Annotated in this window: 15 protein-coding genes; 4 read left to right on the forward strand and 11 right to left on the reverse strand. The window is 64.6% G+C overall.

What is annotated here, in order from left to right:
• Nucleotides 1–31: 31 nt before the first annotated feature.
• From G5A46_RS00655 to G5A46_RS00680, 6 genes are all read right to left on the reverse strand, one after another.
• Nucleotides 32–949, reverse strand: a complete 918-nt coding sequence (locus G5A46_RS00655) for an ABC transporter permease (protein WP_163846352.1) — start codon at nucleotides 947–949, stop codon at nucleotides 32–34.
• 13 nt (nucleotides 950–962) lie between these two features.
• Nucleotides 963–1,388 carry a GNAT family N-acetyltransferase gene (locus G5A46_RS00660; RefSeq protein WP_163846354.1) on the reverse strand — a complete coding sequence of 142 codons (426 nt, stop codon included), beginning with the start codon at nucleotides 1,386–1,388 and terminating at the stop codon, nucleotides 963–965.
• Nucleotides 1,381–2,235 (reverse strand): ABC transporter ATP-binding protein, encoded by an 855-nt coding sequence (locus tag G5A46_RS00665; protein WP_163846357.1) that lies wholly within the window; start codon nucleotides 2,233–2,235, stop codon nucleotides 1,381–1,383. The genes G5A46_RS00660 and G5A46_RS00665 overlap by 8 nt, the downstream gene beginning before the upstream one ends.
• Complete coding sequence (hydA, locus tag G5A46_RS00670) at nucleotides 2,169–3,629, reverse strand: dihydropyrimidinase (RefSeq protein WP_163846360.1); 1,461 nt, start codon at nucleotides 3,627–3,629, stop codon at nucleotides 2,169–2,171. Before hydA ends, G5A46_RS00665 begins: the two co-directional genes overlap by 67 nt.
• Before the next feature lie 168 nt (nucleotides 3,630–3,797).
• Complete coding sequence (locus G5A46_RS00675; RefSeq protein ID WP_163846362.1) at nucleotides 3,798–4,040, reverse strand: hypothetical protein; 243 nt, start codon at nucleotides 4,038–4,040, stop codon at nucleotides 3,798–3,800.
• 133 nt (nucleotides 4,041–4,173) lie between these two features.
• Nucleotides 4,174–5,424, reverse strand: coding sequence for a Zn-dependent hydrolase (locus G5A46_RS00680; protein ID WP_163846364.1), 1,251 nt, complete (start codon nucleotides 5,422–5,424; stop codon nucleotides 4,174–4,176).
• A gap of 221 nt (nucleotides 5,425–5,645) precedes the next feature.
• Between G5A46_RS00680 and G5A46_RS00685 the strand changes: the two genes are divergently transcribed.
• Nucleotides 5,646–6,275 (forward strand): TetR family transcriptional regulator C-terminal domain-containing protein, encoded by a 630-nt coding sequence (locus G5A46_RS00685; RefSeq protein WP_163846366.1) that lies wholly within the window; start codon nucleotides 5,646–5,648, stop codon nucleotides 6,273–6,275.
• Nucleotides 6,276–6,327: 52 nt separating this feature from the next.
• Here G5A46_RS00685 and G5A46_RS00690 read toward each other — a convergent pair whose 3' ends face one another.
• From G5A46_RS00690 to G5A46_RS00705, 4 genes are all read right to left on the reverse strand, one after another.
• Nucleotides 6,328–6,705 (reverse strand): YigZ family protein, encoded by a 378-nt coding sequence (locus G5A46_RS00690; RefSeq protein ID WP_420821340.1) that lies wholly within the window; start codon nucleotides 6,703–6,705, stop codon nucleotides 6,328–6,330.
• A gap of 43 nt (nucleotides 6,706–6,748) precedes the next feature.
• Nucleotides 6,749–8,053, reverse strand: a complete 1,305-nt coding sequence (gene preA, locus G5A46_RS00695; protein ID WP_163846368.1) for an NAD-dependent dihydropyrimidine dehydrogenase subunit PreA — start codon at nucleotides 8,051–8,053, stop codon at nucleotides 6,749–6,751.
• Nucleotides 8,054–8,090: 37 nt separating this feature from the next.
• A complete protein-coding gene (locus tag G5A46_RS00700) occupies nucleotides 8,091–9,425 on the reverse strand; it encodes an NAD(P)-dependent oxidoreductase (protein ID WP_163846370.1) in 1,335 nt (444 codons plus the stop codon).
• Between the two features lie 190 nt (nucleotides 9,426–9,615).
• Entirely contained in the window at nucleotides 9,616–10,782 is a 1,167-nt protein-coding gene (locus G5A46_RS00705; protein WP_163846372.1) for an isochorismate synthase, read from the reverse strand.
• Between the two features lie 174 nt (nucleotides 10,783–10,956).
• On the opposite strand from G5A46_RS00705, the gene G5A46_RS00710 reads away from it, so the two are divergent.
• Genes G5A46_RS00710 through G5A46_RS00720 form a run of 3 tightly spaced genes read left to right on the forward strand, consistent with a single transcriptional unit; the run spans nucleotide 10,957 to nucleotide 13,662 of the window.
• On the forward strand, nucleotides 10,957–11,985 hold the full coding sequence (locus G5A46_RS00710; protein WP_239520546.1) for an ABC transporter substrate-binding protein: 1,029 nt from the start codon (nucleotides 10,957–10,959) through the stop codon (nucleotides 11,983–11,985).
• A 28-nt stretch (nucleotides 11,986–12,013) separates the two neighbouring features.
• Nucleotides 12,014–12,781 (forward strand): ABC transporter ATP-binding protein, encoded by a 768-nt coding sequence (locus G5A46_RS00715; RefSeq protein ID WP_163846374.1) that lies wholly within the window; start codon nucleotides 12,014–12,016, stop codon nucleotides 12,779–12,781.
• Nucleotides 12,782–12,813: 32 nt separating this feature from the next.
• Complete coding sequence (locus G5A46_RS00720) at nucleotides 12,814–13,662, forward strand: ABC transporter permease (protein WP_163846376.1); 849 nt, start codon at nucleotides 12,814–12,816, stop codon at nucleotides 13,660–13,662.
• A gap of 239 nt (nucleotides 13,663–13,901) precedes the next feature.
• On the opposite strand, the gene G5A46_RS00725 is transcribed toward G5A46_RS00720, so the two are convergent.
• The gene (locus G5A46_RS00725; protein ID WP_239520548.1) at nucleotides 13,902–14,249 is read right to left on the reverse strand and encodes an H-NS histone family protein; all 348 of its coding nucleotides are present in this window, start codon (nucleotides 14,247–14,249) and stop codon (nucleotides 13,902–13,904) included.
• Between the last annotated feature and the right edge of the window lie 143 nt (nucleotides 14,250–14,392).

Here is a 14,392-nt window from a genome sequence, read left to right on the forward strand (position 1 = left end):
TTCTGCGGCCGGGGAAGAGAGACAATCGCATTCATCGGCGGAACCCCATGCGCAACAGGGTGCCCCGCTCCAGCATGCTGACAATCGCGACAAGCGCGGCGGCCAGGATCGCGGTGGCAAACAGCGCCGACCAGATCTGGATCGTCTGGCCGTAATAGCTGCCGGTCAGCAGTCGCGCCCCCAGGCCCCGGATCGCACCGGTGGGCAACTCGCCGACGATGGCCCCGACAAGAGAGGCCGCGATCCCGATCTTGAGAGAGGCAAACAGGAACGGCACCGAGGACGGCAGCCGCAGCCGCCAGAACGTCTGACCCCGGCTGGCATTCCAGGTTCGCATCTGGTCGATCTGCATCTGATCGGGGCTGCGCAGCCCCTTGACCATGCCGACGACCACGGGAAAGAACGACAGATAGGCCGAGATGATCGCCTTGGGCAGCAGCCCCTGCATGCCGATGGAATTCAGCACCACGATGATCATCGGTGCGATCGCCAGGATCGGAATGGTCTGCGAGGCGATGGCCCAGGGCATGACGCTCATGTCCATGGCCCGCGAATGCACGATCCCCACGGCCAGCAGAATCCCCGCCACCGACCCGATGGCAAAGCCCAGCAGCGTGGCCGACAGGGTGATCCAGCCGTGAAAGACCAGGCTGCGCTTGGAGGTGATCTTTTTCTGCACCGTGGTTTCCCACAGCTCCACAGCGACCTGGTGCGGCGCGGGCAGGCGTGGCTTGGCCTGGGCCCAGGTGTCGCCCCATTGGGCGGTGTTGGACAGGGCCAGCCCCATGGCGCCCATGTCGCGCCGCGCGGCCGCGCCTTCTGGCGTGACCACGGCCCCGCCGCGTTCGGCATTGGTCAGGGCCGCATGGATGTTCATCGGCACGCAGGCAACATACCAGAAGGCCAGGATCGCGGCGACCACGGTCAGGACGGGGAAAATCGACCTCATGTCACGCCCCTTCTCATTGCGTCCATTCCATGCGTATTTCCTCTATCGTCTCCGGCGGTTCGGGCATGTGGCGCGAGACTTCCTGAAACCCTTCGCGGCGGTAGAACCGCTGTGCCATCCGGTTGGGCACATGAGTATGCAGCCAGAGCCGCCGGCGTCCCTGCTTGGCGCGATCCAGCAATGCCTTGCCGACGCCCTGCCCCGTCCGTGTGGAATACAGCGCCGCAACCTGATCCGTCTCCGGGTTGAGGGAGAGATAGGCGCAGACCGGCTCCCCCGCGATCCAGATATCGCGGATGGGAAGCGCCTCTTGGATGAACCCTTCCAGCACCTCTGGCGCGTGAACGCGTGGAAACCATGCCGTCCCGTCGATCCAGCTGTTCAGCACCGCCGCCATGGCAGGCGCATCCCCCGGTGTTGCGCGACGGATCTCAGTCATAGGCATGACCGGCGCGCAGCCCCTCCCGCACGCGGTGGGCAATTTCAAGGAATTCGGGCGTGTCGCGGATGTCCAGCGGGCGGTCGCGCGGCAACGGGCTTTCGATCACGTCGGTGATCCGGCCGGGGCGCGGCGACATGACCACGATCCGGGTGGAGAGGTAGACCGCCTCCGGGATCGAATGGGTGACAAAGGCAATCGTCTTGCCCGTCCGCGCCCAGAGCTTCAGCAGCTCCTCGTTCAGGTGATCGCGCACGATCTCGTCCAGAGCGCCGAAGGGTTCGTCCATCAGCAGAATATCGGCGTCAAAGGCCAGCGCCCGCGCGATGGAGGCACGTTGCTGCATCCCGCCCGACAATTGCCAGGGGAATTTCCCGCCGAACCCGGCCAGATCCACCAGATCCAGCGTCTTTTCCACCCGCTCCTTCTGCTCTGCCTTGGAGAAGCCCATGATCTCCAGTGGCAGGCGGATGTTGCCGGCGATCGTGCGCCACGGATAAAGGCCCGCAGCCTGAAAGACATAGCCATAAGCCCGCGCGCGCCGGGCCTCTTCGGCGGACATGCCATTGACGCTGAGATTGCCGCCCGTGGGGGTTTCCAGTGCCGCGATGCAGCGCAGGAACGTCGTCTTGCCGCAGCCCGACGGCCCGATGAAGGAGACGAAATCGCCCTTGTGGATGTCCAGGTCCACGCCTTTCAGGGCATGGACCGGGCCGTCATTGGTCTGAAAGGTCAGGTCCAGTGCTTCGGCCCGGATAACAGGTACTTGCGACACGAAGCTCAGATCCCCGCCGGAATGTTCAACGGATCGCGCGCCACCGAACGCGGCGAATTCAGCGCCTTCCATTTCGTCAGCGCCTTGTGGGCGGAGGCAAAGGGCTTGCGCGGCACGAACCGGCCCCGGCCGGGCTGTGGCTGGGAATTCTGCCCCCAGGCCCAGATGACTTCGCCCCGCGACAGGGTGTAGCGCGGCTGGGCGGTGACCTCGTAACCCTCGAACACGTTGTAATCGAGGGTGGAATGGTGATTGGACGCGCTGATCGTCTTCTTGATCGAGGGATCCCAGACCACCACGTCGGCATCCGCGCCGGGTACGATGGCGCCTTTTTGCGGGTACATGTTCAGGATCTTGGCAATGTTGGAGGAGGTCACGGCGACAAATTCCTCCGGCGTCAGGCGCCCGGTTTCCACGCCAAGCGTCCAGAGCACACCAAGACGTTCTTCCAACCCGTTGGTGCCGTTGGGGATCTTGGTGAAATCTTCCAGTCCCATCTTCTTCTGATCAGAGCTGAAGGCGGCGTGGTCCGTCGCCACCACCTGAAGCGATCCCGATTGCAGACCGGCCCACAGCCCGTCCTGATGTTCCTTCCCCCGGAAGGGCGGAGACATGACTCGGCGGGCGGAATGCAGCCAATCTTCGCTGAGGTATTCATCGGCATCCAGGCACAGAAATTGCGCCAGCGGCTCTCCATAGACGCGCATCCCCTTTTGCCGGGCCCGGCGGATGGCCTCATGCGCCTGTTCGCAGCTGACATGCACGATATAAAGCGGAACGCCCGCCGCATCGGCGATGGTGATGGCGCGGTTCGCGGCCTCGCCCTCGAATTCCGGCGGGCGGGAGCGGGCGTGCCATTCCGGCCCGGTCTTGCCCTCGGCCAGGAATTTCTTCTGCATCAGGTCCACCAGATCGCCGTTTTCGGCATGGACCATGGGCAGAGCACCCAGTTCGCCGCAGCGCGCGAAGGAGGCGAACATCTCGTCATCCTCTACCATCAGCGCGCCCTTGTAGGCCATGAAATGCTTGAACGAGTTCACGCCGGCATCAACGGCGTCCTTCATCTCGTCAAAGATCTTCTCGTTCCAGCCGGTGACGGCCATGTGGTAGCCGATATCGGAACAGATCTGCGGCGCGGATTTGCGGTGCCATTCCTGGATCGCGTTCTTGATGCTGCCATCGGCGCCCGGCAGGCAGAAATCGATCAGCATCGTGGTGCCGCCACAGGCCGCAGCCCAGGTGCCGGTTTCGAAAGTTTCGGCCGCCGTGGTGCCCATGAAGGGCATTTCCAGATGGGTATGGGGGTCGATACCGCCGGGGATGACATAGGCGTCCGAGGCGTCGATCACCTCGTCGCCCTTCAGGTTCTCTCCGATCTCGGCGATGGTTTCGCCTTCGATCAGGACATCGGCCTTCCATTGGCGGTCGGCGGTCACGACCGTGCCGCCCTTGATCACCTTGCTCATCTCAACCCTCCTGTTCGGTTCGCTTGCTGCCGTCTTCGCAGTCGAAACTGCGCGCGGCATGAATATTCTGTCGCCCTGCCGGGGCACGGCCTGGGCCAGGCCCCGGCAGGGCCCGACCGCGCACGGGCGGCCATCCGTTTGGCGCGCCGTGAGGCGCGCGACCGGTGATCAGTCGCAGACCTGCCCGCCTGGTCCGGTCAGGGGCTGAATCTTGCCGCCCGCGTCGGCCTGGTGATAGCAGCCGGCGCCATCCTCGATGATGGTGCCTGGCGCATTCATCGGCTGGCTGTCCACCGCTTCCGCCGGCGGAGCCCGAAAGCTGAGGTTTTCCGCAGGCTTGGCCCGGAACAGGCTGCACCCGCCCACCAGCCCCGTCAATGCGGCTGCCAAAATCGCTTGTTTCAAAATCATGTCTGCCCACCCTCCTCTGGCGGCTGGACGGCACCACCGGCGCAGGCCCGTGACACCGTCCGGGAAAATGTCCCGTGGGTGACATCCTACCCCCGCAGGCGCCGAATCCGAAGACCGGAAAACGCGGCAAGGATCAGGCCACGATCCCGGCCGTCTCGACCACCGCATGCAGCAGCACGTCAGCACCGGCGCGGGCCCAGTCGCGGGTGATCTCTTCGGCCTCGTTGTGGGACAAACCGTCGACACAGGGGCACATCACCATAGCGGTCGGCGCCACCTGATTGATCCAGCAGGCATCGTGCCCGGCGCCCGAAATGATATCCTGATGCGAATAGCCCAACCGCTCGGCGGCGTTGCGCAAGGCGCCCACGCAGCCCGCGTCAAAGGCGACGGGGTCAAAGCCGCCGACCTTCTCGAAGGTGACGTCCAGCCCCATTTCGTCGCAGATCGCCTGACCGTCGTGGCGCAGACGCGCCTCCATGTCCTGGATCACCTCCAGTTCGGGAGAGCGGAAATCGACGGTGAACACCACCTTGCCCGGAATCACGTTGCGCGAATTGGGATGCACATCGATATGGCCCGCCGCCCCCACCGCATGGGGCGCGTGGGACCATGCGATTTCGTCGACCTTTTGCAGGATCTTCGCCATACCCAGCCCGGCGTTGCGCCGCATCGGCATCGGCGTGGATCCGGTATGCGAATCCTTTCCGGTGACCGTCACCTGTGTCCAGCTAAGGCCCTGTCCATGGGTGACGATGCCGATATCGCGGCCTTCGACCTCCAGGATGGGGCCCTGTTCGATGTGCAATTCGAAAAAGGCATGCATCTTGCGGGCGCCGACCTTCTCGTCACCCTCCCAGCCGATCCGCGACAATTCATCCCCGAACCGCTTGCCCTCCGCATCCACGCGGTCCTTGGCCCATTCCTCGGAATGGACCCCGGCGAACACGCCGGAGGACAGCATCGCGGGGGCGTAGCGGGTGCCCTCCTCGTTGGTCCAGTTGGTGACGACGATGGGATGACGGGTCTTCATGTCCAGGTCATTCAGGGTGCGGATCACCTCCAACCCGCCCAGGACCCCCAACACGCCGTCATATTTCCCGCCCGTCGGCTGCGTATCGAGGTGAGAGCCGACATAGACCGGCAGCGCGTCGGGATCCGTGCCCTCGCGCCGGGCGAACATGTTGCCCATGCTGTCCAGCCCCATGGTGCAGCCTGCCGCCTCGCACCAGGACTGGAACAGGGCGCGACCCTCGGCATCGGAATCGGTCAGGGTCTGCCGGTTGTTGCCCCCTGCCACACCGGGGCCGATCTGCGCCATGTCCATCAGGCTATCCCACAGACGGTCGGCGTTGATCCTCAGGTTCTCTCCGGGTGATGGCATCGGTGGCTCCCTGCTGGTTGGCTGCGATTTTGACCGCATGGTCAAACCCACGCTAACAGAGCGCTAACACCAGTCAAGAAAATCGGAAATTCCCGCCGCCGCCATGCCGCGGCGCCGCATATGTGATGAATATTGCATCACGGCTGGACAATGAGGGCGGCACCGGGAACATTCACCTGCACAGATCTGCCGCCCGCGCGACCGAAGACGGAACCGAACGCATGACCAGATTGGACCAGCCCGTCGTGCTGACCCGGATCCAGAAAAAGAACATTGCCCGCATCTCGGAGGCGGCATTGTCGGTATTCTCGGCGCATGGGTTTCGCGGATCGACGGTGGACCAGATCGCCCGGGAGGCCGATCTCTCCAAGCCGAATTTGCTGTATTATTTCCCCTCAAAGGAGGCGATCCACGCGCATCTGGTGTCCTCCCTGATGGAAACCTGGCTGGATCCGCTGCGCGATCTCGACCCTGAGGGCGAACCGCTGGACGAGATCCTGACCTATGTCCGCCGCAAATTGCAGATGAGCCGCGACCACCCGCGCGAAAGCCGCCTGTTCGCGCATGAGATCATCCAGGGTGCGCCCAACGTACTGGACCTGCTGACCACCGATCTGCGCGACCTGGTGGAGGACAAGGTAAGCGTCATCGCCGGCTGGATGGCCGCCGGGCAACTGGCGCCCTCGCATCCGCATCACCTGATCTTTTCCATCTGGGCCCTGACCCAGCATTACGCCGATTTCGACGTGCAGGTCCGCGCGGTGCTGGGCGATCCCGACGCGGACCCTTTCCCCGAGGCAGAGACCTACCTGACCACCCTGTTCACCCGCCTGCTGCGTCCCGGCGAATGACCCGCCTCCGGCGCGGGCATATCCGGGAAATGCGAAGCGCCGCATGGCCCGGTCAGCCGTGGCCGGGGTCGATCTCCAGGTGGTTGAAATAGGCGCGGGTGGCGGTCTGGATATGGCGGAACCGGTCGCCGCCCAGATGGGTGCCGCCAAACCAGCGGGTGACCACGATCAGGTGATTTTCCAACTCGGCGCGCTCCAGCATCCGCAGGATGACCATGCCGGCGCCGGCCTCTCCGTCGTCGGATTTGACCGGCGTGTCCGGCAGCAGCAAAGCCCATGAATTATGCGTGGCCCTGGCGAATTTCTTTTTGCGCTTGAGGGATTTGATCAGGGCGTCGGCCTCGGCCCGGCTGCTGGCGGGACCGCCCGCCACCGCATAGCGGGAGCCGCGATCGCTCAGCACGTTTTCCAGGATGATCAGATCGGACATGCGCGGCGGTCTGGCACGAAGCCCGCCGCCGCGCAAGATCGCGCTATTCCGCCGCTGTCACCGCGCCGGGATTGTTGGGATGGGTGGTCCAGTTGGAATAATCGCTGACCACGGTGCCGGTGCGCGGATCGGTCTGGCCCTTGTCCATCTCGACCATGGTGATGCAATCGGCCACCGGGCAGACATTCACGCAAAGGTTGCAAGCGACGCATTCCTCGTCCTTGACCGTGAAGACACGTTCGTCGGACATGGCAATCGCCTGGTGGGAAGTATCCTCGCAAGCGGCATAGCACCGGCCGCACTGGATGCACAGATCCTGGTCAATCTCCGCCTTGGTGACGTAGTTCAGGTTCAGGTATTGCCAATCGGTCACATTGGGCACGGCCTGCCCGATGAAGTCCGAAGTGCTGGAATATCCTTTTTCGTCCATCCATTGCGACAGGCCGGAGATCATCTCCTGAACCACCTTGAAGCCATAGGTCATGGCAGCGGTACAGACCTGCACATTGCCGGCGCCCAGCACCATGAACTCCGCCGCATCGCGCCAGGTGGTGATGCCGCCGATGGCCGAAATCGGTCGGCCGGCGGTTTCGGGGTCGCGGGCGATCTCGGCGACCATGTTCAGGGCGATGGGTTTCACCGCCGGACCGCAATACCCCCCGTGTGTGCCCTTGCCATCAATCGTGGGTTGCGGCGCCATCGCATCCAGATCGACCGAGGTGATGGAGTTGATCGTGTTGATCAAGCTGACCGCATCGGCATTCCCGGCAAAGGCGGCGCGGGCGGGGTGGCGGATATCGGTGATATTGGGCGTCAGCTTCACGATCACGGGCTTGGAATAGTACTTCTTGCACCATTCGGCGACCATGGTGATGTATTCCGGCACCTGCCCCACGGCAGAGCCCATGCCGCGTTCGGCCATGCCATGCGGACAGCCGAAGTTCAGTTCGATCCCGTCGGCGCCGGTTTCCTCCACCAGCGGCAGGATGGCCTTCCAGGCCTCTTCCTCGCAGGGGACCATGATCGACACGATGATCGCGCGGTCGGGATAGTCGCGTTTGACGCGGGCGATCTCCTCCAGATTGGTATAGAGGTCGCGATCGGTGATCAGCTCGATATTGTTCAGGCCCAGCAGACGGCGGTCCGCCCCCAGAATCGCGCCGTAGCGGGGGCCATTCACGTTAACCACCGGCGGTCCTTCGGAGCCGAGGGTTTTCCACACCACGCCGCCCCAGCCTGCCTCGAAGGCGCGGCGCACGTTGTATTCCTTGTCCGTTGGCGGGGCCGAGGCCAGCCAGAACGGGTTGGGGGAAGAAATTCCCAGAAATTCCGTCGTCAGATCAGCCATTTGGGTGTCTCCTGTTGAGATGCCTGTGATCCGGGCCTCAGCCCATCAGCGCGGTGTGGATGTCTTCGGCGGCATCGCGACCCTCGGCCACGGCCGTGACGGTCAGATCCTCGCCGCCACTGGCGCAATCGCCGCCCGCCCAGATTCCGGGGCGGGAGGTCCGGCCCGGACCGTTTACCGCGATCTTGCCGCCCGCGATCTCCAGCCCCTCCGGCGCGCCGGTCAGGGTCTGGCCGATGGCCTTGAACACCTGGTCTGCGGGCAGGCGGATTGTTTCTCCGGTGCCGACCAGCTTGCCATCGGTTTCGGCGGTGTATTCCAGTTCGATCTCCGTGGCGGTCCCGTTGCCATGCACGGCCACGGGCATCACGTTGGTCAGGATCCGCACCCCCCGAGACGCCGCCAGATCGCGTTCGAACTGCGAGGCGCCCATGCGGTGGGCGCCCCGGCGATAGGCGATGGTCACGGTTTCCGCCCCCAGCAATTTCGACTGCACCGCCGCATCGACCGCCGTCATGCCGCCGCCGATGACAACCACGTTGCGGCCCACGGGCAGCGCACGCAAATCGGTCGCCTGGCGCAGATCCGCGATGAAGGACACGGCGTCGGCAACCCCGTCCCGGTCCTCTCCCTCTGCGCGCAGGGCGTTGACCCCGCCCAGCCCGATGGACAGGAAGACCGCGTCGTGATCCGCCGCCAGCCTGTCCAGCTCCAACCCGGCGCCCAGGGCCTGCCCGGTCTCCAGGGTGATACCGCCGATGCCCATCAACCATTCAGCTTCGCGGGCGGCGAAATCTTCGGTGCTCTTGTAGGCGGCGATACCGTATTCGTTCAGCCCGCCGGGCTTGGGCCTGGCATCGTAAAGGGTGACGTCATGCCCCTTCATCGCCAGCCGGTGCGCACATGACAGACCCGCAGGCCCCGCCCCCACGACGGCGACACGCTTGCCAGTGGGCGCGGCACGTTCGAACGGATGCGAATTGCGCGCCATTAGCTTGTCCGTGGCGTGGCGTTGCAGGCGCCCGATCTCCACCGGCTTGCCCTCGGCCTTTTCACGCACGCAGGCCTCTTCGCACAAGGTTTCGGTGGGACAGACACGGGCGCACATGCCGCCCAGGATGTTCTGGTCCAGAATTGTCCTGGCCGCCGCCTCGGCCGTGCCGGTGGCGATCTGGCGGATGAACAGCGGGATGTCGATGGAGGTCGGGCAGGCCGTCATGCAGGGGGCGTCATGGCAGAAATAGCAACGGTCGGCGGCCACGTGGGCCTCGTGCGGGTCCAACGGCGGATGCAGATCGCCGAAATTCTCCGCGATGGTATCGGCCGACAGGCGGCCGGATTGAATGCCGGGGGTAAAACTCGTGTTGCTCATGCGGGCCTCCGCCTTGGCTGGACAAATCGTCACATGAGCGTTGCACAGAAAATTTTTTTATCAAAAGGTAAATTTTTGAAACTGGCAAAAATGAGGAAATTCCCCCGGTTTTGCCCGCGAAACGCGCATCACCGGGGGCCTTGGACCCGTTTTCAGGGAAAGTCACCGCAGCGCGGCGACGGCGCGCGGGTCAGAGGACGACGGCGATGGTGCGCGTCTTCTCCACCGTTTCCTGCCATTCGACCGCCGGATCCGAGGCCGCGACGATGCCGCCGCCCACATGCAGGTGGATCTGGTTCCCACCCACCAGGGCAGAGCGCAGATTGACATAGAGCGCCGTCTCCCCCGCCACGTCCACAGGTCCGAGGTAGCCGGTATAGGCGCCCCGGTCATATCCTTCCTCGAACCTCAGGAAATCCATCGCGGGCGCCTTGGGCATGCCGCAGACGGCCGATGTCGGGTGCAACCGGCGCAGCAGATCGTTCAGCGCGGTCGCATCATTGCCCGCAAGGGGGGCGGTGAAATCCGACCGCAGGTGCACGAGATGCCCGGCCTCCACACTGCGCGGCGGCGTCTCCGCCACGCCGGCAATCCCGGCGGCGGCAAAGGCATCGCGCACGTAGTCGCTGACCAGACCCTGTTCCACCACGATCTTTTCGGGCCAGGTGACATCGGCCAGCGCCGTGCCCTCCTGCGGCCATTGCGTGCCGGCCAGCGCCATGGAAACCACCTGATCGTCTGTCTGCTGCACCAGGATCTCGGGCGTGGCGATCAGCCAGCACCCCGCCTGGGGTGTGAAGACCAGCGCGACGAAGGCGCGGGGGTGGGCGCGGGCGGCTGTCTCCACCATGGCGATCAGATCATGATCGGCGGGCAGGTCGCGGGTCTCGGCGCGCGACAGCACGATCTTTTCGCAGGCCCCGCCCTGGATGTGGGCAACCGCGCGGGCCACCAAAGCCTCGTAATCCGCCTGGGCCGTGGCACGGGGCGCGGGTCGGGTGGCGGCGATACGCACCGGCGCGCCCTCCCGCAGGGCGGCCATCGCATCCACCAGTCGGGTCTGTTCGGGCGTGACCGGCGCGTCCCGCGTCCCGCCCTGGCCATCGGCAAAGACGGTGCCGCCGGCATCGGCCAGCAGATCGGCGGGGATAACCTGGGCCTGGGCGCCGTCCTCCGTCACGAAGGGACAGATGGCAAAGCCCGGACCCGCGCCCCCGAACACCGGCCGGACCCGCGCCGCGCCAGTGGTGGCGATTGCGGTGAACGCGCTCGCTCCGCCCGCCCGCCACAGGGCGAACCCCTGCCCGGCCGCCGCAGCCGCGGCGATCAGGCGGCGCTGTTGTTCGGTCACTGTCATGGTCTGCCCCTCTTCCCTTGCCGCAACGTCCGCGCGGCGCGGCTTTCCCTATCCCGATTGGCCAAAGTGATGCAATCGCGGTCTTTCCTATCCCCCGCACTTGGTCCATGTTCGCGACCGGGCGCGTAGCCCGGGCATTATTGCCGTCAAGATCTGTCTATGAGGGAGGACAAGATGACCAATTCCATGACCCGCCGCCGCTGGCTGTCCGGGCTCGGCCTGCTGGCCGGTGCCGCGATGACGATGGGCGGTGTTGCCGCGCAGGCCGCCGATTCCGTTGTGCTGGGCGCGCTGCGCTTTACCAGCCACGGCGCCGGTTTCGTCGCCTACGAGAAGGGCTATTTCGAGGAAGAAGACCTCGACGTCAGCTTCGAATTCTTCCAGGCTGCGCAGCCGATCGCCGTTGCCATCGCATCGGGCGACGTGGATTTCGGCGTCACCGGCGTGACCGGCGGGCTGATGAACCTCGCCGAGAAGGACGCCCTGCGCATCGTCGCCGGCGTCCTGCACGAGAAAAAGGGCTATGACGGCATGATGGTCCTGGCCTCCAACCAGGCCTACGAGGGTGGCCTGACCTCTATCGACGGGATGAAGGGCAAATCGGTTGCCATGACGCAGGTCGGTTCGACCTTTCATTACATGACCAACCTGATCGCCGATGCGCAGGGCTGGGATATGTCCGACATGAAGATGGTGCCGCTGCAAAAGGTCGGCGCCATGGTGGCCGCGACCCAGTCCGGGCAGGTTGACGTCATGATCATGGTCCCGCATATCGCCAAGGCGCTGGCCGAGGGCGGCTCCGCCAAGGAAATCGGCTGGCTGAACGAGTACGCGGAATACCAGATTTCCACCATGATCACCTCGGTCGACAACATCGAGAACGAGCGTGACAAGGTCGAACGCTTCATTCGCGCCTATTCCAAAGGGATCGCCGACATGAATCGCGTCTTCCTCGCCGGCGAAGGTGCCGAGGGCGAAAAGGAAGAGTTGACGAAGATGATCCACAAATATGTCTACAACGACCGTCCCTACGAGAAGGCCGCCCCCTCCATCCAGAGTGGCGCGATGTACCTGAACGAGGGCGCCGCCCTGAACAAGACCGACGTCGCCACGCAGATGCAGTGGTTCAAGGACGAAGGCCTGGTGGACAGCGACCTGACCGTGGACCAGTTGGTCGACGACAGCTTCGTCGAAACCTTCTGATCAAAGACCGCCAGACTGGGGAAGCCGGATGGACCTGCACGTAGACAAACTTTCGCACCGCTATGACAACCTGGAGGTGCTGAGCGATATCGACCTGACCATCCGTCAGGGGGAAATCGTCTGCGTGATCGGCCCGTCCGGCTGCGGTAAATCCACCCTGCTGCGCATGCTGGGGGGGCTGGAACAGCCGACCTCCGGCCAGATCCTGCAACTGGGAGAGCCGCCTGCCGGCTCTCTCAACCCGCTGACCTACGTATTCCAGGACTTCGCCCTGCTGCCCTGGCGCAGCGTGGAGGGCAACGTCTCCCTCGTGCTGGAGGCGCACGGCCTGTCGAAAGACGAGAAGGCCGCCCGCATCGCCGACGTGCTGGCCCGCACCCGGCTGACCGATTTCGCCAAGGCGGTGCCCAAGCAGCTGTCGGGCGGGATGAAGCAGCGCGTGGCCATTGCCCGCGCCCTGGCCGTGAATCCGGCCGTCCTGCTGATGGACGAGCCGCTGTCCGCGCTGGACAGCCAGACCCGCGAATTGCTGATGGACGATCTGATCGGCTTGTGGACGCGAGAGCCGTTTACCTCCTGCTACATCACCCACAACCTGGCGGAGGCCGTGCGCCTGGGCCACCGCGTCGTCGTCCTGTCCCGCCGCCCCGGCCGCATCCGGGAGGTCGTGGAGATCGATATCCCCATCGCCGAACGCCGCCTGTCCGACCCCCGTATCGGGGAGATCCAGCAACAGCTGTGGGACATGATGCGTGACGAGGCGCAGACCGCCGATATGGAACTTGCCGCCGGCTGACCCGCCGCGCCCGCCCAACCGGGGAACCCAAAATGACCGATATTTCCGCCCATCCCGCCCCCACATCCCCAACATCCGCGACGCCCGAGGGCGGACCCGCCCGTCCCGTCCGGTTCCGCGGTGGCGGCTTCAGCCCGCGTCCGCGCCGGTTCGTCGGGCCGCTGGTCTTTGTCGTGCTGATCACCTTCTGGGAACTGGGCGCACGCGCCGGGATCATCCCCGCGCTGGTCCTGCCCGCCCCATCCGAGGCGTTGGAGGCGTTCATGGACCTGGCCCGCTCCGGCAACCTGGTGCTGCACCTCCAGGCATCGCTGCAACGGCTGGTCCTGGGCTTTGCCGCCGGCACAACGCTGGGGCTGATCGTGGGCACGGCCATCGGGCTCAGCTCTTTTGCGCGGGCGGGGCTGGCACCTCTGGTCTCTGCCATCTTCCCGATCCCGAAAATCGCGCTGCTGCCGTTGTTTATCATCTGGTTCGGCATCGGCGAGGGATCGAAAGTCGCCACCATCCTGTTCGGCAGCTTCTTTCCCACCGTGATCGCCACCTATGGCGGCATCGACAGCGTGGACCGGACCCTGATCCGCATGGGCCAGAGTTTCGGCCTGTCGCGCAGTGACATCATCCGCAAGATCGTGCTGCCCGCCGCCCTGCCCGCGATCCTGTCGGGGATGCGGATTTCGGCCTCCATTTCCATCATCCTGCTGGTCGCGGCCGAAATGATCGGTGCGGAATACGGCATCGGCGCCTACGTCCTGCTGGCGGGCAACCTGATGTCCACCGATCAGCTGATCGCCGGTGTGGCGATGCTGTCGATGCTGGGCCTGTTGGTGAATTTCGTCATCGGCCGGGCGGAGAAACATTTCCTCAGCTGGCGCAGCTGAGGATCCCCTCAAAGCGGCGCCCCGACGATGCGGGCGCCACAGGCCCTGTCAGGAAGGAAACGGCCCTGTCCGGAACGGGATGGCCGATCCGGAGCATTGCCTGACACTCGCGCCTGTTCCGCCCTGCGTGGGCGGCGCCCGTTGCCGGCCGTATCGGCGCAAACGGGCCGGTCTCCTGCCACCCCCACGGCGTTGGCAGACGCGGTTCAGGAGTGGCAGGGCACTGGGTCGGCAGCGCCTCAGCGTGCGATCAGGTAGTCGTCCAGATTGTCGCCACGTTCGATCGCTTCCTTGATCCAGGCGGGCTGACGGCCCCGGCCGCTCCACGTCATGGAGGAATCCTGCGGGTTGCGGTATTTCGGCGGGTTCACCTTGCCCTTGCGGCTGGTGGCACCGGTCAGTTCCGACAGGCTGAAGCCCATTTCCTGCGCCTTCACCTCCAATTCGGCAAGCGCGGTCTTCTTCTTGCGATCCTCGTAGGTCTTGATTGCAGTGCCGACTTGCGCGTGCAGCTTCTTGAGTTCTGCAAGCGACATATTGTCGAGTTCCATATCCGCCATGTCACTCCTTTCCAGAAGGGTTACCATTTTCATTTTCCATATTTCAGACACAACAACACGCCCCAAAGGTGGGATGACGCGCCTGGGATTCAACTGCAAAGTTGTGTCATCGTGAATTCGACACGTTCCGATAGGCGAAACACCCGGAAAGATCCAGATCGGCGAAACCG

It is taken from the genome of Pseudooceanicola aestuarii, assembly GCF_010614805.1.
GTDB classification, from domain to species: Bacteria; Pseudomonadota; Alphaproteobacteria; order Rhodobacterales; family Rhodobacteraceae; genus Pseudooceanicola; species Pseudooceanicola aestuarii.

Bases quoted from the DNA above. Each gene is read 5' to 3' on its own strand.
- G5A46_RS00655 (WP_163846352.1), bottom strand. From the start codon at position 949: ATGAGGTCGATTTTCCCCGTCCTGACCGTGGTCGCCGCGATCCTGGCC.
- G5A46_RS00660 (WP_163846354.1), bottom strand. From the start codon at position 1,388: ATGACTGAGATCCGTCGCGCAACACCGGGGGATGCGCCTGCCATGGCG.
- G5A46_RS00665 (WP_163846357.1), bottom strand. From the start codon at position 2,235: ATGGAAGGCGCTGAATTCGCCGCGTTCGGTGGCGCGCGATCCGTTGAA.
- hydA (WP_163846360.1), bottom strand. From the start codon at position 3,629: ATGAGCAAGGTGATCAAGGGCGGCACGGTCGTGACCGCCGACCGCCAA.
- G5A46_RS00675 (WP_163846362.1), bottom strand. From the start codon at position 4,040: ATGATTTTGAAACAAGCGATTTTGGCAGCCGCATTGACGGGGCTGGTG.
- G5A46_RS00680 (WP_163846364.1), bottom strand. From the start codon at position 5,424: ATGCCATCACCCGGAGAGAACCTGAGGATCAACGCCGACCGTCTGTGG.
- G5A46_RS00685 (WP_163846366.1), top strand. From the start codon at position 5,646: ATGACCAGATTGGACCAGCCCGTCGTGCTGACCCGGATCCAGAAAAAG.
- G5A46_RS00690 (WP_420821340.1), bottom strand. From the start codon at position 6,705: ATGTCCGATCTGATCATCCTGGAAAACGTGCTGAGCGATCGCGGCTCC.
- preA (WP_163846368.1), bottom strand. From the start codon at position 8,053: ATGGCTGATCTGACGACGGAATTTCTGGGAATTTCTTCCCCCAACCCG.
- G5A46_RS00700 (WP_163846370.1), bottom strand. From the start codon at position 9,425: ATGAGCAACACGAGTTTTACCCCCGGCATTCAATCCGGCCGCCTGTCG.
- G5A46_RS00705 (WP_163846372.1), bottom strand. From the start codon at position 10,782: ATGACAGTGACCGAACAACAGCGCCGCCTGATCGCCGCGGCTGCGGCG.
- G5A46_RS00710 (WP_239520546.1), top strand. From the start codon at position 10,957: ATGACCAATTCCATGACCCGCCGCCGCTGGCTGTCCGGGCTCGGCCTG.
- G5A46_RS00715 (WP_163846374.1), top strand. From the start codon at position 12,014: ATGGACCTGCACGTAGACAAACTTTCGCACCGCTATGACAACCTGGAG.
- G5A46_RS00720 (WP_163846376.1), top strand. From the start codon at position 12,814: ATGACCGATATTTCCGCCCATCCCGCCCCCACATCCCCAACATCCGCG.
- G5A46_RS00725 (WP_239520548.1), bottom strand. From the start codon at position 14,249: ATGGTAACCCTTCTGGAAAGGAGTGACATGGCGGATATGGAACTCGAC.